This is a genomic window from Cohaesibacter celericrescens, from assembly GCF_002866925.1.
GTDB lineage: Bacteria > Pseudomonadota > Alphaproteobacteria > Rhizobiales > Cohaesibacteraceae > Cohaesibacter > Cohaesibacter celericrescens.
In genome coordinates this window covers 41,118-59,445 of record NZ_PKUQ01000016.1, presented here as the reverse complement: position 1 = coordinate 59,445, position 18,328 = coordinate 41,118, and the positions used below count along the sequence as shown (strand labels likewise).

General features: G+C 51.5%; 18 protein-coding genes. 14 read left to right on the top strand and 4 right to left on the bottom strand.

The annotated features are described in order from the left end of the window. Nucleotides 1-77: 77 nt before the first annotated feature. A complete protein-coding gene (locus C0081_RS08210; protein ID WP_101533337.1) occupies nucleotides 78-620 on the top strand; it encodes an NADPH-dependent FMN reductase in 543 nt (180 codons plus the stop codon). A gap of 121 nt (nucleotides 621-741) precedes the next feature. Here C0081_RS08210 and C0081_RS08205 read toward each other — a convergent pair whose 3' ends face one another. Further along, on the bottom strand, nucleotides 742-1,239 hold the full coding sequence (locus tag C0081_RS08205) for a lactoylglutathione lyase family protein (protein ID WP_101533336.1): 498 nt from the start codon (nucleotides 1,237-1,239) through the stop codon (nucleotides 742-744). Between the two features lie 103 nt (nucleotides 1,240-1,342). Here C0081_RS08205 and C0081_RS08200 point away from each other — a divergent pair, with 103 nt between their 5' ends. The 7 genes from C0081_RS08200 to dprA all read left to right on the top strand — a co-directional run bounded on the left by C0081_RS08200 (nucleotide 1,343) and on the right by dprA (nucleotide 8,305). Further along, a complete protein-coding gene (locus tag C0081_RS08200; protein WP_101533335.1) occupies nucleotides 1,343-2,236 on the top strand; it encodes a LysR family transcriptional regulator in 894 nt (297 codons plus the stop codon). 140 nt (nucleotides 2,237-2,376) lie between these two features. Next, complete coding sequence (gene ruvX / locus C0081_RS08195; protein ID WP_101533334.1) at nucleotides 2,377-2,919, top strand: Holliday junction resolvase RuvX; 543 nt, start codon at nucleotides 2,377-2,379, stop codon at nucleotides 2,917-2,919. A gap of 59 nt (nucleotides 2,920-2,978) precedes the next feature. Continuing rightward, nucleotides 2,979-3,920: an AEC family transporter gene (locus C0081_RS08190; protein WP_101533333.1), complete on the top strand. Its 942-nt coding sequence runs from the start codon at nucleotides 2,979-2,981 to the stop codon at nucleotides 3,918-3,920. Between the two features lie 128 nt (nucleotides 3,921-4,048). After that, entirely contained in the window at nucleotides 4,049-4,996 is a 948-nt protein-coding gene (locus C0081_RS08185) for an aspartate carbamoyltransferase catalytic subunit (protein ID WP_101533332.1), read from the top strand. 13 nt (nucleotides 4,997-5,009) lie between these two features. Next, on the top strand, nucleotides 5,010-6,317 hold the full coding sequence (locus C0081_RS08180) for a dihydroorotase (RefSeq protein WP_101533331.1): 1,308 nt from the start codon (nucleotides 5,010-5,012) through the stop codon (nucleotides 6,315-6,317). 90 nt (nucleotides 6,318-6,407) lie between these two features. Further along, complete coding sequence (gene plsY / locus C0081_RS08175; RefSeq protein ID WP_101533330.1) at nucleotides 6,408-7,082, top strand: glycerol-3-phosphate 1-O-acyltransferase PlsY; 675 nt, start codon at nucleotides 6,408-6,410, stop codon at nucleotides 7,080-7,082. Continuing rightward, entirely contained in the window at nucleotides 7,079-8,305 is a 1,227-nt protein-coding gene (gene dprA / locus C0081_RS08170; RefSeq protein WP_245417888.1) for a DNA-processing protein DprA, read from the top strand. Before plsY ends, dprA begins: the two co-directional genes overlap by 4 nt. A 64-nt stretch (nucleotides 8,306-8,369) precedes the next feature. Here the strand turns inward: dprA and C0081_RS08165 are convergent, their stop codons facing one another. Further along, nucleotides 8,370-8,561 carry a hypothetical protein gene (locus C0081_RS08165; RefSeq protein ID WP_101533329.1) on the bottom strand — a complete coding sequence of 64 codons (192 nt, stop codon included), beginning with the start codon at nucleotides 8,559-8,561 and terminating at the stop codon, nucleotides 8,370-8,372. 315 nt (nucleotides 8,562-8,876) lie between these two features. Between C0081_RS08165 and topA the strand changes: the two genes are divergently transcribed. From topA to C0081_RS08130, 6 genes are all read left to right on the top strand, one after another. Then, entirely contained in the window at nucleotides 8,877-11,528 is a 2,652-nt protein-coding gene (gene topA / locus C0081_RS08155) for a type I DNA topoisomerase (RefSeq protein WP_101533327.1), read from the top strand. A 51-nt stretch (nucleotides 11,529-11,579) separates the two neighbouring features. Continuing rightward, the gene (gene rnr / locus C0081_RS08150; protein WP_245417887.1) at nucleotides 11,580-13,898 is read left to right on the top strand and encodes a ribonuclease R; all 2,319 of its coding nucleotides are present in this window, start codon (nucleotides 11,580-11,582) and stop codon (nucleotides 13,896-13,898) included. A gap of 66 nt (nucleotides 13,899-13,964) precedes the next feature. Then, entirely contained in the window at nucleotides 13,965-14,393 is a 429-nt protein-coding gene (locus tag C0081_RS08145; RefSeq protein ID WP_245417886.1) for a DUF983 domain-containing protein, read from the top strand. Between the two features lie 50 nt (nucleotides 14,394-14,443). After that, nucleotides 14,444-15,211 carry an NUDIX hydrolase gene (locus C0081_RS08140; protein ID WP_210200443.1) on the top strand — a complete coding sequence of 256 codons (768 nt, stop codon included), beginning with the start codon at nucleotides 14,444-14,446 and terminating at the stop codon, nucleotides 15,209-15,211. Between the two features lie 243 nt (nucleotides 15,212-15,454). Continuing rightward, entirely contained in the window at nucleotides 15,455-15,622 is a 168-nt protein-coding gene (gene rpmG / locus C0081_RS08135) for a 50S ribosomal protein L33 (RefSeq protein ID WP_101533324.1), read from the top strand. A 219-nt stretch (nucleotides 15,623-15,841) separates the two neighbouring features. Further along, entirely contained in the window at nucleotides 15,842-16,189 is a 348-nt protein-coding gene (locus tag C0081_RS08130; RefSeq protein WP_101533323.1) for a hypothetical protein, read from the top strand. A gap of 233 nt (nucleotides 16,190-16,422) precedes the next feature. Here C0081_RS08130 and C0081_RS08125 read toward each other — a convergent pair whose 3' ends face one another. Together C0081_RS08125 and C0081_RS08120 are read right to left on the bottom strand one after the other, a co-directional pair. Next, nucleotides 16,423-17,805, bottom strand: coding sequence for a PleD family two-component system response regulator (locus C0081_RS08125; RefSeq protein ID WP_101533322.1), 1,383 nt, complete (start codon nucleotides 17,803-17,805; stop codon nucleotides 16,423-16,425). 20 nt (nucleotides 17,806-17,825) lie between these two features. Continuing rightward, on the bottom strand, nucleotides 17,826-18,197 hold the full coding sequence (locus C0081_RS08120) for a response regulator (protein ID WP_101533321.1): 372 nt from the start codon (nucleotides 18,195-18,197) through the stop codon (nucleotides 17,826-17,828). Between the last annotated feature and the right edge of the window lie 131 nt (nucleotides 18,198-18,328).

Sequence of the window (18,328 nt, the reverse complement as noted above, 5' to 3'; positions counted from 1 at the left end):
AACAAAGCAAAAAATAGAGCATTTAAGAAAAGCAACGCAAGATTGACAAGCCACTGCAAGGCCATCACCATCGCCCTATGAATCTCTTAGCAATCTCGGGCAGTGCCCGCAGCACGTCAACAAACACCGCTTTGCTTCAAACGGTCAGCAAGATCGCGCCCAATAACATCCAGATTTCAGTCTTTGACGGGATTGGACATCTGCCAGTCTTTTCCCCAGATCTGGAAAATATCACCCTGCCACATGGGGTACAACAGTTTGTAGATGCGATCGCAGCCGCGGACGGACTGCTTATTGCCAGCCCCGAATATGTCAGGTCCATCCCGGGCGGCTTGAAAAACGCCATCGATTGGCTGGTATCCGGCGAACATATCGTCGACAAGCCAATTGCCCTCCTGCACGCCTCCCACAGAGGGGGCGACATGCTGGCACAACTGCGCCTTGTGCTCTCAACGGTGAGCCAGAGCTTTGCCACAGATCTATTCTTGCGTTTCCCCCTGATGAACAAAACGCCCCAACAGGTAGAAGACTTCTTTTCAAGTGCTGAGCACCGCCAGCAGGTACAAACCTATTTGGCCAGATATGAAGCATTCTATCAGGCGACCAAGAAACCGGCTTGAGACCAAGTCTCATGGCTTTTGAGGGTTTAAACATTGGATTGTCGCCAGATGCCCCTTAGCATCACGCACCATCTGGAAGGAAAAAGGTGCACGATGCCGGAAGGGGACGCAATGCGCCATCCTAGGCGTAAGCACCGGCGGAATAAGTCAATTCATAACTGTGGCTGTAGAGCTCGAAAACGATACCAAACGGATCTTCCACATAGACCATACGATAAGGTTTTTCATCAGGGAAATACTCACGGATAGGCATACGTTGTTTGCCACCCGCGTCGACAATTTTGGCCAAGAGGCCTTCTATGTCTGGATCTTGGATCGCAAAGTGGAAGGTGCCATGCTGGCGAAAAGACAAGTTTTCCTTGGGTGGGTGATTGCCATCAAACTCAAACAGCTCGAAGCCAATGCGGTCGGCGGTGGCAAGATGCGCAATACGTAGACGTTTCCAGTCAGCACCGAAAACATCGGTGCACATCTGACCGATATCGCTGTCATCTTCAACAATCTCGGTTGGTTCCATAATGGTATAAAAGCCGAGAACGTTGGTATAAAATTGCACGGCGGCATCTAGATCCGGAACAGACAGGCCGATATGCGAAAAAGTCCGAGGTGTCGGTAGCATGATACTTTCCTTTGGTTCGCTTTGTTTATGCAAATTTAGGGCAGCACAATCACTACGTAAAATAATCATTTGATTTACTTTTTATAACGTTTAGTAATAATCCATGCTAAACGCTCAATGGATTGAAACCTTCACCGTATTGGTCGAAATCGGTCACTTCACCCGAACTGCAAAACATCTAGGCATGACACAACCTGGTGTGTCTCAGCATCTGCGCAAACTCGAAGGCCAGATAGGGAAACCATTGATTTCCCGTCAAGGCAAAGGCTTTAGTTTGACCCCTGCGGGTGAAGCGGTGTTTGCCATGGGGCAATCCCGCCGAGTTGAAGAAAACGCTCTATTCGAGGCCGTTCGGCAAGACAACCCCGGCATTGGTGAAGTCAACATCGCCTGTTCAGGAAGCTTCGCCATGCTGCTGTATCCTGAGATTTTCAAATTAATGCAGGCATCTCCAGATCTGACAGTCAGGCTGAAAGCAGCTCCACAAGATGATGTTATTCTGGGGGTGCTTGAAGGACGGTATGATCTGGGTATATCAGACCACCAGCCAAACCATCCCAGGTTGGATACCCACTATCTCGGAGAGGAAGAATTATGTCTGATTGTTCCGCCAGATCGCTTGCCATCACCCGTGACACTTGAAGCGTTGGATGAACTCGGCTTTGTCGCCCACCCGGATGGCTTCGCCTATGCACACGATCTATTTTCTTTGAATTTTCCGGATCACTTTGAAGGCTCGGACACATTGCGCATCCGAACCTTTGTAAATCAAATCAGCCAGATTCCGGCCCCTGTTGCTCATGGCATCGGCTATACGGTGTTGCCGAGAAGCGGCATCGATGCTTATCCTGACAAAGACAAAATCAGCATCATCAGGCTTCCAGAAGGATGTCAGCGAGATCTTTGGATGGTGTTTCGACGCGGGCGTACATTGCCCGCACGCATCAATCGCATCGCAGACCTAATTCACTCGATTGCATCCGGTCTTGAAACCTAGCACTCACCTCGTCAAAAACAGCAGGATACAAAAGCCAAGAGATTTGAATCGGACCTCTGCCAGCTTTTTCTTTCGCCTTTGCCATCAAATATGCTAGAGCGACCCAATCAGTAATTTTGTACTCGACAAGGCCCCTCCCCATGGCAAAAAAGAAAAAACCACCCGTCGATATTCCTCTGACCGAATTGATCGCCGGGCTAAAACCAAGCCAACGATTGCTGGGGCTGGATCTGGGCACCAAGACCATAGGACTGGCAATCTCGGATACAGGTCGAATGATTGCTTCACCGCTGGAAACCATTCAACGCAAGAAATTCATGGCCGATGCTGAACGCCTGTTTGAGATTTGCCTTGAACAGTCTATCGGTGGCTTCGTGCTTGGTTTGCCCTTCAACATGGACGGCAGTGAAGGCCCTCGCGCTCAAGCAACACGGGATTTTTACCATTCTCTACGCGATGTCTGGCGCGAACGTCAGCAACAGCCCATTCCAGTGACGTTTTGGGATGAGCGTCTGTCTACCGTTGCTGTGACACGCACCCTATTGGATGCAGATGCCTCCCGCGCCCGCCGGGATGAAGTGGTTGACAAAATGGCTGCCTCTTTCATTCTACAAGGCGCATTGGACCGAGCCCGTTTTGCCACCGCAGATGAAACGCAAGAATCCAACGCAACCGAAAGCTAGACATCTGCGTCTATTATCAGCATAGCCTCGCCCAAGTCCTCCCGCCGAAAGCCATCACCATGTCTCCAATAGTCGAAGCCATCATTCCCACATTCTTTTTGGTCGGACTAGGACTATATTTGCGCCGCAGCGAACTGGTACCTGAGAATCAATGGGCGGGCCTGGATACGATTTCCTATTGGCTTTTTTTCCCAGCTTTGATCTTCAATTCCCTGTTCCAAGCTGATTTAACGAATGTCCCCATCGATGACATGGCTTTTGTGCTGGTTGCCACTATTATCGTGATGGCGGTACTTTTGTTATCGCTCTATCCGGTCTTCCGTTCGTTTTTCTCCGTCGACAACCCTTCCTACACTTCAATCTACCAAGGGGTACTGCGCTGGAATGGCTTTATGGCGCTTGCTATCGTGCAAAAAGCCTATGGCAACGACGCCATGGCGCTGGTCGCCGTCGCAATGGCATCGTTGATTCCAATCATCAACATCATCATCATTGCCATCATGGCAATTTTTGCGACAGAGAAACGTCCCTCTTTTTCGACGGTGCTGGGCAATATTCTCAAAAACCCCTTCATCATCGCTTCCTTGGCTGGCTTGGCCTTCAATCTTTTGAATATCCCGCTGTGGGGACCAATCGTTTCAACAATCGACGTCACTGGCCGCGCAGGGCTTGCCTGTGCCTTGTTGAGTGTCGGGGCCGGCCTACGCCTCAGACACGCATTTCCACCGGTAAAAGAAGTCTGGTTCGCCTGCGGTCTGCGTCTCATAGGTATGCCCGCAATCGCTTTGTTTTTCTCGGTTTTGTTTGGTCTAAAAGGGCACGCACTGGACGTGGTGATTATCAGCACAGCCGTCCCGACCGCTATGAACAGTTATGTTTTGGCAAAAAAAATGGGCGGCAACGCACCCTTGATTGCCGCGATAGTCGCACTACAAACCCCGCTCTCGGCACTAGCCATTCCGCTTTGGCTAGCGCTGGTCCAAAGTATGAATCTGGGTTGATGGTATTTGACCACTGACAAACCCACATCACAAAAGATGCAGTTTGTGCGTTGCTAGCCCTTGCGGCAATCAAACTTTCCACCTATAGGTCTACTTCTAGCGAAACCCCAAAACGCTAGGATAAAGACGTGGCATTTGCGCACCGCCATCTGCTCGGAATAGCCGGGCTTAATCAACTTGAAATCAATGCTCTTTTGGACCTTTCTGAAGAAGCGGTTGATATCTCCCGACGGATTGAAAAGAAAAAAGTGGCCCTCAAAGGCCGCACCCAAATCAATCTGTTTTTCGAAGCCTCCACCCGCACCCAAAGCTCGTTTGAGCTTGCAGGCAAACGCCTTGGCGCTGATGTGATGAATATGGCAGTGAAAAACTCTGCCGTATCCAAAGGCGAAACCTTGCTCGACACAGCCATGACGTTGAATGCGATGCATCCCGACATTCTGGTTGTGCGTCATGCCGCCGCTGGCGCTCCACAACTGCTTGCCCGCAAGGTCGGCTGTTCGGTGATCAATGCCGGTGACGGCGCTCATGAACATCCGACACAGGCCCTGCTCGACGCGCTCACCATCCGCCGTCACAAAGGCACATTGCAAAATCTGGTGGTTGCCATTTGCGGCGACATTCTGCACTCCCGCGTTGCACGATCCAACATTTTGTTGCTCAATGCCATGGGAGCGGAGGTCCGGTTGGTCGCTCCCTCCACTCTATTGCCTGCAGACGTGGAAGCACTGGGTGTCAAAACCTTCCGCGACATGCGCAAGGGCCTTGATGGCGCTGACGTGGTGATGATGTTGCGCTTGCAGCTCGAACGCATGAACGGCGCTTTTGTGCCTTCTATCCGCGAATATTTTCACTTCTATGGTCTGGACGAAGAAAAACTAAAATATGCGCATCAAGACGCCATCGTCATGCACCCCGGCCCTATGAACCGAGGTGTAGAAATCGATAGCTCGGTGGCGGATTCTGGCCGTTCGGTTATTCATGAGCAGGTTGAAATGGGTGTTGCCGTACGCATGGCCGTCATCGAAACGCTCGCCAAAAACAGCCTAGAGCTTGGCCCTGAAGATCTGGATTAAGAGGGAAATGACCATGTCAGAACGACAACAAGCAGCCTTCGCCCTCACCAATGTGCAATTGCTCGACCCATCAACCGGCCTTGAAGAGCACGGCGCAATCCTGATCGAAGAAGGCAAGATCAAAGCCATCGGTGCCAATGTTGCAGGCCAACTGCCCACCGATATCCTGCGTATTGACGGCGGCGGTAAGATTGCTGCTCCCGGCCTTGTTGACATGCATGTCACAACCGGCGAACCCGGTGCAGAACACCGCGAGACCCTGAAAAGCGCCAGCAAAGCGGCGGCCGCCGGAGGTGTCACCTCTATTGCCTGCATGCCGGATACCGATCCGGTAATCGACGACATCGCACTGGTAGATTTCATCACCCGCCGCGCCCGCGATACCGCTCGCGTTCATGTCCACCCCTATGCTGCCATGACCAGAGGCCTTGCCGGCAAGGAAATGACCGAAATCGGCCTGATGTTACAAGCAGGAGCCGTGGCGCTCAGCAATGGTCGCAAAGCCATTACCAACGCCCAAATCATGCGTCGCGTGATGACCTATGCCCATGATTTTGATGCCTTAATCGTCCATCACCCAGAAGATCCCGATCTGGTTGGCAACGGTGTAATGAATCTTGGCGAAACCTCGACACGCCTTGGTCTACCCGGCATACCCGCCGAAGCCGAAACTATCATGGTGGCCCGCGACATTCGCCTCGCCCAACTCACGGGCTGTCGTTACCACGCCGGACAGATTTCCTGCGCGGAAAGCCTTGAGATCATTCGGCGCGCCAAAGACAAGGGGCTGGATGTCACCTGTGGTGTATCCATCAATCATCTGACGCTGAATGAAAATGACATCGGTCTGTATCGCACCTTCTACAAAATGTCGCCGCCACTGCGCTCGGAAGACGAGCGGCAAGCCATGATCGCCGGTGTCGCGGATGGCACCATAGATGTGATTGTTTCGGCTCACGATCCACAAGATGTCGATACCAAACGCCACCCCTTTGCGGAATGTGCCGACGGCGCGGTTGGTCTGGAAACCATGTTGGCTGCTACCATGCGGCTGGTCCACAACGATCAATTGACGTTGATGCAAGCCTTCAAAGCCCTATCAACAACACCGGCGTCCTTGCTCAGATTAAAAGCAGGCAGTCTCCAACCGGGTCTTCCTGCGGATGTGATCCTCTTTGATCCGAACGAGCCGTGGGTGATGGATCGGGACGACCTAAAATCACGTTCAAAAAATACAGCCTTCCACAAGGCACGCTTCTCTGGACGGGTTTTGCAAACATACGTTGAAGGACAACTGGTTCACCACTACGATCCCAAATAAGTAACGGCCCGAAGAATCACTCGAAGGTCGGCCCATACATTGGTCCGACCTTCGCATTAGGCAGACCTTTACATCAGGGAGACGAACAAAATGCCCGATCCAATCAGCTGGAGCCACTCCCTGCCCTATTTCTTCGCCGCACTGGCGTTTGGCTATCTGTTGGGGTCAACACCTTTTGGTTTGATCCTGACCAAATTAGGCGGCCTGGGCGATGTGCGCAGCATCGGCTCAGGCAACATCGGCGCGACCAATGTCTTGCGCACAGGCAACAAAAAGCTGGCCGCTCTCACTCTTCTGGGCGACATGCTCAAAGGCACCTTTGCCGTGCTCATCGCCGCGGAATGGGGCAATGAGACCGCCAATCTGGCAGGTGTCGGAGCCTTTCTTGGCCATCTCTTTCCCTTTTGGCTTAAATTCAAAGGTGGCAAAGGTGTAGCAACTTATATTGGTGTTTTGGCTGGCCTTTTCTGGCCCGCCGCTTTGCTTTTTGGCTTCATTTGGCTCGCAGCAGCCTACATCACCCGTTATTCATCGCTGTCGGCCTTGATCGCCAGCGCCCTGATGCCCTTCGCCCTGTTCGGTTTTAGTGAATGGCAATTGGCAGAACTATTTGCGGTCTTGTCGGCTATTCTTTGGGTCAAACACAGAGCCAACATCAATCGATTGCTGAATGGAACCGAGAGCCGGATCGGCGGCAACAAAAAGACATCCGAAGCGACCGATGGCGATGGTCAGGCAGAGCCACCCGAAAGCAACGCATCATGACAACGGATCAGCAGGACATGCTGACCAATATGGCTCCTGACCAAGCCCTTTCAAACGGACATTCCTCGGATCTCAATAGCCAGAACCATGGATCCGGGTCACAAGATCAGTATCTGACAGACCGCCAACGTTTCAATTGGCTGCGACTCATTCGCTGCGATAATGTTGGCCCAGCAACCTTTCATGACCTTTGTGCCCATTTTGGATCAGCAGAGAAAGCACTTGATGCCCTGCCTACCCTGTCCCGACGGGGCGGTGCCAAGAAATCCGTTCGCATAGCCACACAACAGGATGTTGAAACGGAATGGAACCAAATTTACCAAGGCGGAGCGCGGCTGGTGGCTTTGGGTGAACCGGACTACCCTCAAGACCTCGCACATATCCACGCCCCACCGCCTTTGCTCACGATTGTGGGAGATGGTCAATGGTCTCACAAAACGGCAGTCGCCATTGTAGGATCACGCAATTGCTCTGCCAGCGGACTCAAGCTGACACAAAACATTGCCCGGGATTTGGGGCAAAAGGGCATCGTGATTGCATCCGGTCTCGCCAGAGGCATTGACACGGAGGCCCACAAGGCGAGCCTTTATACAGGCACCATCGCGATTGTCGCGGGTGGTCTCAACAGAATTTACCCCAAGGAAAACATCAAACTCGCCCACGCGATTGCAGAAAACGGTTTGTTGGTCTCCGAAATGCCTTGGAATTGGCAGGCCCGCGCGCAGGATTTCCCTCGTCGAAATCGCATCATCTCTGGTGTGGCAGCTGGGACATTGGTGATTGAAGCCGCTAAACGCTCAGGATCGCTTATTACCGCGCGCTATGCTCTGGAACAAGGACGTGAGGTTTTTGCGATCCCGGGGTCCCCCTTGGACCCGCGTTCTGATGGAACCAATCATTTAATTAAGCAAGGCGCCTGCCTTGTATGCGAAGCGGATGATATTCTGGCAGCTTTGCCCAACCATACACCATCCCTCAAATATCAACCGCCTTTGCTGCGAGAAAACGCAAGCAGCTCCGAACCGTTTGATTTTGAAGACGCGTTACCGGTTAAATCGCGCGATCGCTTCATTCAAAGCCTCGGACCGACCCCGATCGCCATTGATGAGCTTGTTCGGCAATCTGGCGTGAGCCCAAGTCAGGCGCAAATCATTCTGCTTGAGCTGGATTTGGCAGGAAGACTGGAGCGACACGGCAATCAAGCCGTCTCACTCAAGCCCTGACTGGCAGCCAACAGTCGGTCCCCACAGCTGCATATACGGTAATTGGTCGCTGCTCGACCCGCAATCAGCGCCGACCGGCAGGGCGAATTTGTTGAGATAATTCCATCGCTTCTATTTGCGCCATTTCAAGCAAATATACCAACATCGTCAAATTCTCTTGTCGCGCCATCTGGGTCAATTCTTTCAAATGGGCATATACGTAATCGGCGGTCTTTGTCTCCGATCCGCTAACGTCTGCTTTCGCTTTTTGAGGCACAGCTCTCTCCAAATACATAATTGAACGAGCGATGGGGCAAGCCCAGTCACTGCTGGTTGCAATTACAATACACCCAACAATTACGATTGTATATAACCAATATATATACAAATGGTTGTATTTTGAAAAATACCCGCCTTGTGCGAAAGACAAAATATCTCAGCAGAATATGCGCACTGCCCTTGACCTTGGTGTGGGAAGTCGTCATGTGACAAGGAGCAACTTTAAAAGAATCAGAGAAATTTACCACCAACCGACCACAACCTCCCATGTCTCTGGTGCGGAATGGTGTGAGATGGACAGTACGGGGTTCACATGGACTTAGTAATCGTTGAGTCACCAGCCAAAGCAAAGACCATCAACAAGTATTTAGGCAGCAATTATAAGGTTTTGGCTTCTTACGGCCACGTCCGAGACTTGCCCTCAAAGGACGGTTCTGTACTGCCAGATGACGACTTTGCTATGACTTGGGAGGCCGACGCAAAGTCAAAAAAGCGCCTCTCCGAAATCGCAACTGCCGTCAAAGAATCTGACCGCATCATCCTCGCGACTGACCCCGATAGAGAGGGAGAAGCCATCTCTTGGCATGTGTTGCAGGTGTTGAAAAACAAACGCGTGCTAAAAGACAAACCGGTTGAGAGGGTTGTGTTCAACGCGATTACAAAAGAATCCATCCTTGAAGCCATGAAGCATCCTCGCGAGATTGACACACCACTCGTTGATGCCTATTTGGCCCGCCGTGCGCTTGACTATCTCGTTGGCTTTACTCTGTCGCCGGTGCTCTGGCGCAAATTGCCCGGAGCACGGTCTGCCGGACGTGTACAATCTGTTTCTTTGCGCTTGGTTTGTCAGCGCGAAGAAGAAATTGAACGCTTCATTCCTCAAGAATACTGGTCTGTTCTGGCTGATCTTCAAACCGCAGCGGGCGCTGACTTGCAAGCGCGCATCGTGGCGGTCGATGGCAACAAACTCGCACGGCTGGACATCACCAACGAAACACAAGCCTCTGACATCAAAAAGCTGGTCGAACAAGCCAATCTGTCTATCCGCTCTGTTGAGGCCAAACCCGTCAAGCGCAATCCCTTTGCGCCCTTCACAACATCAACGCTGCAACAAGAAGCATCACGTAAACTCGGATTTGCGGCTGCCCGCACCATGCAGGTAGCTCAGAAACTATATGAAGGCATCACACTTGGCGGCGAGACCACCGGCCTGATTACCTACATGCGTACAGATGGCGTGGAAATCACTCCTGAAGCCATTGGCCCCATTCGAAGCACGATCGAGTCCGAGTTCGGTAAAAACTATGTGCCTGATAAGCCGCGCGTATATACAACCAAAGCGAAAAACGCACAGGAAGCGCACGAGGCGATCCGCCCAACCGATGTTGCCCGCCACCCGAAACAGATGGCGCAATATTTGGATGAAGAGCAGCTCAAACTCTACACCTTGATTTGGCGCCGGACCATGGCCAGCCAAATGGCTTCGGCCCAGATGGAACGCACCACGATTGAGATCGCAGCCAAAGATGGTTTACGCAGCGCAGATCTGCGCGCAACGGGTACGGTTGTGCGATTCGACGGCTTTCTTGCCCTCTATACCGAGAGCAAAGACGACGACGAAGACGAAGAAAGCAAGCGCTTGCCCCCCGTGAGCCAAGGGGAAGCTCTCAAGCAAAAAGAGATCACCGCCACTCAACACCACACCGAACCACCTCCACGCTACACCGAAGCTACGCTAATTAAGCGCATGGAAGAGTTGGGCATCGGTCGCCCTTCCACTTACACGGCCACCTTATCGGTGCTGCGTGATCGCGGTTATGTGGTTCTGGACAAAAAGCGTTTGATCCCAGACTCCAAAGGGCGTCTGGTGACTGGCTTCCTATCAAACTTCTTTGAACGATATGTGCAATATGATTTCACGGCTGATCTGGAAGAAAAGCTCGATCGCATTTCCTCGGGTGAGCTCCAGTGGAAAGACGTGCTACGTGAATTCTGGATTGAATTCTCTTCACATGTTGACGGCACCAAAGAGCTGCGAGTCAGTCAGGTGCTTGATACCCTGAACGAAGTGCTCGCCGCCTATGCCTTTCCCCCCAAGGAAGAAGGTGTCGACCCGCGCAAATGTCCATCGTGCGAAACAGGTCAGTTGAGCCTCAAAACCAGCCGCTATGGCGCGTTTGTCGGTTGCTCCAACTATCCTGAGTGCGGGTTTACTCGCCAGTTGAACGCAGATGGCAACGGTCAAGACCAAAATGGCGCAGACAGCGGACCCAAAGTTCTGGGCACCGATCCGGAAACAAATCTGGAAGTCTCGTTGCGCACGGGCCGGTTCGGACCATACGTTCAGTTGGGCGAAGATAAAAAGCCACCGCGCTCATCGATCCCCAAAGGCTGGGAACTGGACAGTATTGATCTGGAACGCGCCTTGAAGCTGCTCTCCTTGCCGCGTGATGTTGGACCACATCCTGAAGATGAAAAAATGATTCAGGCAGGACTTGGCCGTTACGGTCCCTTTGTGCTGCATGCAGGCACCTATGCCAATTTACCAAGCGTTGAAGACATTTTCACAGTTGGGCTCAACCATGCGGTCAGTCTGTTGGCTGAAAAACGTGCCAAAGGCGGCGGTCGTGGTGCAGCACAAGTCCTCAAAGAACTGGGCGAACATCCTGATGGCGGTGCCATTGCTGTTAAATCTGGTCGCTATGGCCCCTATGTCAATCATGGTAAAATCAATGCTACCCTACCCAAAGATATCGCCCCTGAAAGTGTGACTTTGGAACAGGCGCTGGAAATGATCGCAGCCAAAGCAGGCGCAAGCCCGAAAAAGAAAGCTGCCGCCAAAAAACCAGCCACCAAAAAACCCGCGGCAAAAAAAGCAGCCTCGAAAAAGGCTCCTGCTAAAAAGACCGCAGCTAAGAAAAAACCAGCAGCAAAAGCTGCGCCCGAAGGAACCGAAGAAACCTGAGATTGATGGTACCATTCCTCCGGCCTCGCGACTGTATAGAAAGACCTGCACGTGATACGTAGACGCAGACCCACAAGTGAGGACGGCCTTCCTTCCAAGGAAGACGTGCTTGCCTTCATTGCCGAAAACCCAGGCAAGGCAGGCAAACGCGAGATCGCGCGCGCATTCAACATCACCGGAGGCGCCCGCATAGGCCTCAAGCGTTTGCTCAAAGAACTGACCGAAGACGGCCATATTGAGAAAAATCGCAAACGATTGGTAAAAGCGGGCGAATTGCCTGCGGTTGGTGTCTATCGCATCACCGAGAGAGACCGTGACGGCGACCTCATCGGCGTACCTGTCAACTGGGAAAGCGATGATAACAGCCCACCTCCCAAACTGCTGATTGAACCGGATAAAAAATCCAAGGCAGTGCCGGGCGTGGGCGACCGCGTATTGGCAAAGCTGATTGACAAGGATTTTGAACAGTTTGAAGTTCCCGGCGTCAGGCAAGCGGTTCGCGTTATCAAAATAATGCCCAAGCGCGAGGATTCGATCCTCGGCATCTACCGGCGCGATCCGATCAACGGCGGCGGCCGTCTTGTGCCCATCGACAAGAAAACCCGCGAAGTGTCTATAGACGATTCAGCTAGAGGCGACGCGCAGGAAGGCGACCTAATCGCGGTTTCCATCACCCGTTCGGGCCGTTCAAAAGTGCCGCGGGCCCATGTGCGTGAAGTGATTGGCCCGATGGCGTCTGAGCAAGCTGTCAGCATGATATCCATTCACGCTCTGGGTATTCCCTATATTTTCCCCGATGCGGTCATCCAAGAAGCCGAACGCGCGACCCAGCCCGGCCTGATGGGCCGAGAAGACTGGCGTGACGTGCCATTGATCACCATTGATCCGGCAGACGCAAAAGATCATGATGACGCCATCTATGCCGAGCCAGATACCGACGCAAACAATGAAGGCGGCACCATTGCCTATGTCGCGATTGCCGACGTAGCCCACCATATCCGACTTGGCTCCAAGCTCGACGAAGAGGCCCTCAAGCGCGGCAACTCGGTCTATTTCCCGGACCGCGTTGTGCCGATGCTGCCCGAGCGTATCTCCAACGATCTCTGCTCGCTGAAAGAAGACCAAGATCGCCCGGCCCTCGCTGTGCGCATGATTTTTGACAAGAACGGCCAAAAAAAGCGCCACACTTTTCATCGGGTGATGATCCGCGTCGCTGCTGGAGTGTCTTACAATCAGGCTCAGAGCGCCATTGAAGGACAAACAGACGTAAAGACGGCAACTATCCTTGACACTATCCTCAAGCCCCTATGGCAGGGATATGAGACCCTCAAGGCCGGACGCGACAATCGCGAGCCCCTAGAGCTGGACCTTCCTGAACGCAAAATGCTGCTCAAGCCTGATGGCACCATCGACCGTGTGTTTGTGCCTCCGCGTCTGGACGCCCATAAGCTGGTCGAAGAATTTATGATACAAGCCAACGTGGCTGCAGCAGAAACGCTGGAGAAACACAAACAAGGTCTTGTTTATCGTATCCACGACAACCCCTCTGCTGAAAAGCTGGAAGGCCTTCGGGAATTTCTCGCCTCGCTGGACATCAATTTACCCAAAGGTGGCAACCTGCGCCCCTCGATGTTCAATACCATTCTGAAAAGATCAGCCCAAACAGAACAGGCCCACCTTGTCAGTCAAGTGGTCCTACGCAGCCAAGCACAGGCTGAATATAATCCTGAGAATATCGGACACTTCGGACTAAACCTGCACCGCTATGCCCACTTTACCTCCCCAATCCGTCGGTATGCCGATCTGATTGTCCATCGCGCCTTGATTGCGGCATTGAAAGTCGGCGACGACGGGCTTCCGGCAGGCTTCGAAGGGCGCTTGAGTGATATCGCATCGCACATTTCCACAACCGAACGCCGCGCCATGTCAGCAGAACGCGATACCAAGGATCGTTTGATTGCCGCTTTCTTGTCTGACCGCGTTGGAGCCACTTTCCAAGGGAAAATCGGCGGGGTTACGCGTGTGGGGCTGTTCGTACAGCTCACAGACACCGGTGCGGATGGCTTCATACCAGCCTCCACTCTGGGGCATGATTATTATGTTTATGACGAAGCACACCACCAAATGATAGGGGAAGCCACTGGCGAAACCTTCCGACTTGGTGATAGCGTAGAAGTCAAATTGGTAGAAGCAGCGCCTCTTGCAGGGGCCCTGCGCTTCGAAATGCTCTCAGAAGGACGCAAGCACCCCAAAGGACGGCCAGCACGCCTCTCTCCAAAGAATGGACGCGGCATGGCCAACAAAAAGGGTGCGGGCAAGAAGAAACCAGGCACAACACGCTCAAGAAGCAAAAAGGGACGTGGCCACTGAGAATATCAAGCGACAGGAACAACAATTGCTGGCATGCCATTGGATATTGATTAGGAGATCTGACCTTTGACGAGCCTTGCCCTGAATACGGTTTCGATTGAAACCAAACCCCACAGACCAGTGCTAGCGGCTATGCTGCAAGGGTGCATGGGGCGTTGTCCAAATTGCAAATCCGGCCGCCTATTTAACGGTTTTTTGGCGATCACACCCAAGTGTAGCCATTGTCATGAAGACTATTCCCATCACAGAGCCGACGACGCACCGCCATATTTTACAATTTTCATTGTCGGCCACATTGTCGTTTCGCTTTTGATTTGGTCCGAGATCACCTTTAAACCGGCCTTATGGATACACATGGCTATTTGGATCCCCATTACCATTGCCATGTCGCTGGCTTTCCTCAGGCCAATCAAGGGCGCCATCGTTGCATTGCAATGGGCCAATTATATGCATGGCTTTGACCCGAACGCCGAGCCTGACCTGCCTGAAGCGTAAAACCGTCTTCCTGTCATACTTTTTGTCCGCTCATACTTGCGAAATGACTTATGCCCACACGATCATCAAGCCCGCCGATCCCGCATCCCGAGCTGACAGCAAATGCGGCTAATTTTCACGACAAGAATCAGCCAACAACGCGCCCCAAGGATGCTGCGACACTGATCATTCTGGATCGAGAGCATGCAGAGCCTAAGATCCTTATGGGCCGCAGGCACATGAAACACCGCTTCATGCCGGGGAAATTCGTTTTCCCGGGTGGCCGTCTTGATGCAACAGATCGTTTTGTCCCCTATGCCAGCGACCTGCATCCGCATGTGATGGAAAAACTAAGGTATCAAGCCAAAAACGGCAACAGCGATACTCGTATGCGCGCGTTGGTGATGTGTGCCGTTCGTGAAACCTATGAAGAAGCGGGCCTGTTTCTAGGCACCAAGGGAACAGACAAACGTTTAAAAGGGGGAGATTGGGAAGCATTCAAGGAACGCGAAATATTACCCAACCTTGCGCCTTTCCGATTCATTGCCCGTGCAGTCACCCCTCCGGGGCGCACCCGCCGGTTTGACACGCGTTTTTTCGCTGTCGACTCGGCCCACATAGCAGCGCGCTTACCCGAAGAGACAGGACCAACAGGTGAACTGGAAGACCTGCATTGGCTGACGATTCCGGACGCCTGCAATCTAGATTTACCACGCATAACGCTGGAGATCTTAACGGAACTGGAAGCCCGACTCATACGAGATCCGGACTTCACCCCCAAAGAACCAACGCCTTACTTTTACATGATTGGTAAATCGATGGTCAGGGCCGAAATATAAAATGGTCCGATCTGAGCCATTCAGCGACCAAAATCGTGCCTATTGAGGCATCTACTTTAACTTTGCGTCGATAAACACAGTTGCACACTTGACAATAGGCCAGCTTTGACTAGTTTGTCGCTTCGAAACAGGTTTTTTTGCTGAGCAGGTAGCTTACCCCTCAGCGCATCTTAGACCCGGCAACGATCGGAACGCCCTTTGGCTTCCCCCCTGTTTGCGGGTCCAATAGACGGATGAGTTACTATGGCTAAGGCAACAACAATCAAAATCCGCCTGGTCAGCACCGCTGACACGGGTTACTTCTATGTCACCAAGAAGAATTCCCGCACTATGACCGAAAAAATGGTTCAGCGGAAATACGATCCTGTGGCCAAGAAACATGTTGAATTTAAAGAAGCTAAAATCAAATAAGCTTTCTTTCAGCAAAGTTTTAGAAACCCGCTTGTTTTTTACAAGCGGGTTTTTTTGTGCCCAAACTTTTGTTTTCTTTGTTCCCCATTCTTTTTGAATTCGGCTCAAAAGCCTGAATACAGCCCAACCATGCACTCACAAATCACAAATGGTCCCTGCTCTCTACACAGCATTAGACAGACTCTAACGATATTGATTTGTTGAAAGAAAAAACCGGAAATGCATCCAACAGACAAAATCCCTTGGCCGTTTCAAACAGTGATAGTGGGAATTGTTTGGAAAAGGATGGCCGGTTCAGCTGCAGACCACTTTGAGGAGGCCACTCTTGCTGCTTCTGAACCGACCAAGCCCTACGGGCTCAGGAGATGCGGCGGACCTGAGTTTTCCGCAGGGGAAAAATTGATAAAAACTGGGGGTACTAAAAACGCGCAACAAAGAACTACGCAGCACAATTGCTCATCCCCATTTCACAACGCACAAGACAAACCTAACAAAAGCGGCGACAATTTCAACGAATTGTTTAACCAAACGTTAGGAAATACAAAAAATGATGAAGAATTAAGGTAAATCCGTTCAAAATACGAAGGATTCCTACTTGTATTGGCGAGAAAACGCTCACAATGCGGCCCTATCCGCAGTTCTAATCCAGATTCGGCTTAACTATTGATACGCACAAACGCGTATTTAAGCCAGAATCAGTTAGAAACGGCGTAATCAAGCTTTGTGTTATTATGCGCGTTTTAAAAATGGGCTTTGAAACTTGAAAAGAAAAAAGTTGAAGCGCACTTCAAAAAAATGGATTACGCAGCAGCATCGCCAGAAGAAACCACACGGTTGCGGCCTTCTTTCTTGGCATTATAAAGTGCTTGATCAGCTTTTTTCAACATCACATCTTGTGACTCTTCACCGTTCAGCGTCGATGCTAACCCAATTGAGACTGTTACATCGATCATTTGGCGACCCTTGTGAATGATGAAAGGCTTCTCGGCAACTTTCTTGCGAATGCGCTCCGCCACCACCATAGCCAAAGAATGATCTGTGTCGGGCATAACCACGACGAACTCTTCGCCACCATAGCGGCACACCAGATCAATACCACGCGTATTCTGACGCATCCGTTGCGAAAATTCCCGCAAGACCTCATCACCGGCATCGTGCCCATAGGTGTCATTCACTGATTTGAAAAAGTCGATATCCAAAAGCAAAACGGACATTGGCTTTTGCTTTTCTTGCGCTGCCACCAACAAAGAATTCAAATGCGATGTCATATAGCGCCGATTATACAGTTTAGTCAGCCCATCCATAATGGCCAATTCCATTGTATGCTGGACAGACTCCCTCAAAGCATCGGTATAACGTTTACGCAAGACTTGCGTGTTCATACGAGCAAGCAACTCATTCCTGTCGACAGGCTGCCGAATATAGTCATTCACCCCCAAATCGAGGGCACGCATGATCCTCGCCTGTTCGCTTTCATCGGCCAAAACGAGAATAGGCAACATACGGGTCGTTTCCAATGAGCGCATTTGCGCACAAAGCCTCAGAGCATCAAAAGTACGCATACTCAAATTGACCAGCACACAATCAAAATTCTCGTCTGTGCAACGTCTGAGCGCCAACTGTGGGTCGTTTTCAAGAAAGAGTTCAAATTTCCCCCGCACTTGCTTGCTGACGCGCTCAGCATTTGACCGCATATCGTCAACGAGCAAAATCTTGCCGCCCTCCTGATGCATCAAACGGTCCAAAAACGCACCATCGTCCAGGCCCATTTGCTCGGAGGTATTGGCACGAGAACGCAGTTCATCAGTCATCATCTTAATGCGAACGAGGCTTTTGACGCGGGAAATCAGCGCCATATCATTAACCGGCTTTGTCAGAAAATCATCAGCACCGGCTTGCAGGCCCGTTACACGATCGCTCACTTGATCGAGAGCAGTCACCATCACCACAGGGATATGCATGGTCTTTGGATTGGATTTGATGCGACGACAGACTTCAAAGCCATCCATCTCGGGCATCATGACGTCCAACAGAACAATATCCACCATATTCTTGTCTAGAATATCCAAGGCTTCAGCGCCACTATAGGCGCACAAAACATCGAAATAGTCAGCCATCAAACGTGCTTCAAGAAGCTTCACATTGGCTGCAATATCATCAACGACAAGAACACGCGCGGACATACAAATTCCTCAAATCGGCCTTATGCATCACCTGCGTAGGTGCGCACGGTCTCAATAAACTTTGCGACAGAAATCGGTTTGGACAAATAGGCTTCGCAACCACCCTGACGAATCCGTTCCTCATCGCCTTTCATCGCGAATGCCGTAACCGCAACAACAGGAATCGAACGCAGATCATCATCTTCTTTCAGCCACTTGGTGACCTCAAGACCCGATACTTCAGGCAGTTGGATATCCATCAAAATCAGATCGGGCCGGTGATCGCGAGCCAAATCCAGCGCTTCCAGACCATTTCGTGTGCCAATGGTGTCATAGCCATAAGCTTCAAGCAGGTCGAGAAACAGTTTCATATTCAGCTCGTTGTCTTCGACAATGAGTATTTTTTTGGCCATGTTTCCGTCCACAGATCGGAGGTGTGTTTGACAGACATGATCCCACAATCGAATAGATCTGGGCTTCTGCATCAGATGCGGTATTATCGCTTGAAACATCTATACAGATCAAACCTTTCAAAAGGACAAAC

Coding starts and splice junctions, on each gene's coding strand:
- C0081_RS08200 (WP_101533335.1), top strand. CDS start 1,343: ATGCTAAACGCTCAATGGATTGAAACCTTCACCGTATTGGTCGAAATC.
- C0081_RS08180 (WP_101533331.1), top strand. CDS start 5,010: ATGTCAGAACGACAACAAGCAGCCTTCGCCCTCACCAATGTGCAATTG.
- plsY (WP_101533330.1), top strand. CDS start 6,408: ATGCCCGATCCAATCAGCTGGAGCCACTCCCTGCCCTATTTCTTCGCC.
- dprA (WP_245417888.1), top strand. CDS start 7,079: ATGACAACGGATCAGCAGGACATGCTGACCAATATGGCTCCTGACCAA.
- rpmG (WP_101533324.1), top strand. CDS start 15,455: ATGGCTAAGGCAACAACAATCAAAATCCGCCTGGTCAGCACCGCTGAC.
- topA (WP_101533327.1), top strand. CDS start 8,877: ATGGACTTAGTAATCGTTGAGTCACCAGCCAAAGCAAAGACCATCAAC.
- C0081_RS08205 (WP_101533336.1), bottom strand. CDS start 1,239: ATGCTACCGACACCTCGGACTTTTTCGCATATCGGCCTGTCTGTTCCG.
- C0081_RS08210 (WP_101533337.1), top strand. CDS start 78: ATGAATCTCTTAGCAATCTCGGGCAGTGCCCGCAGCACGTCAACAAAC.
- ruvX (WP_101533334.1), top strand. CDS start 2,377: ATGGCAAAAAAGAAAAAACCACCCGTCGATATTCCTCTGACCGAATTG.
- C0081_RS08190 (WP_101533333.1), top strand. CDS start 2,979: ATGTCTCCAATAGTCGAAGCCATCATTCCCACATTCTTTTTGGTCGGA.
- C0081_RS08140 (WP_210200443.1), top strand. CDS start 14,444: ATGCCCACACGATCATCAAGCCCGCCGATCCCGCATCCCGAGCTGACA.
- C0081_RS08125 (WP_101533322.1), bottom strand. CDS start 17,805: ATGTCCGCGCGTGTTCTTGTCGTTGATGATATTGCAGCCAATGTGAAG.
- C0081_RS08130 (WP_101533323.1), top strand. CDS start 15,842: ATGCATCCAACAGACAAAATCCCTTGGCCGTTTCAAACAGTGATAGTG.
- C0081_RS08120 (WP_101533321.1), bottom strand. CDS start 18,197: ATGGCCAAAAAAATACTCATTGTCGAAGACAACGAGCTGAATATGAAA.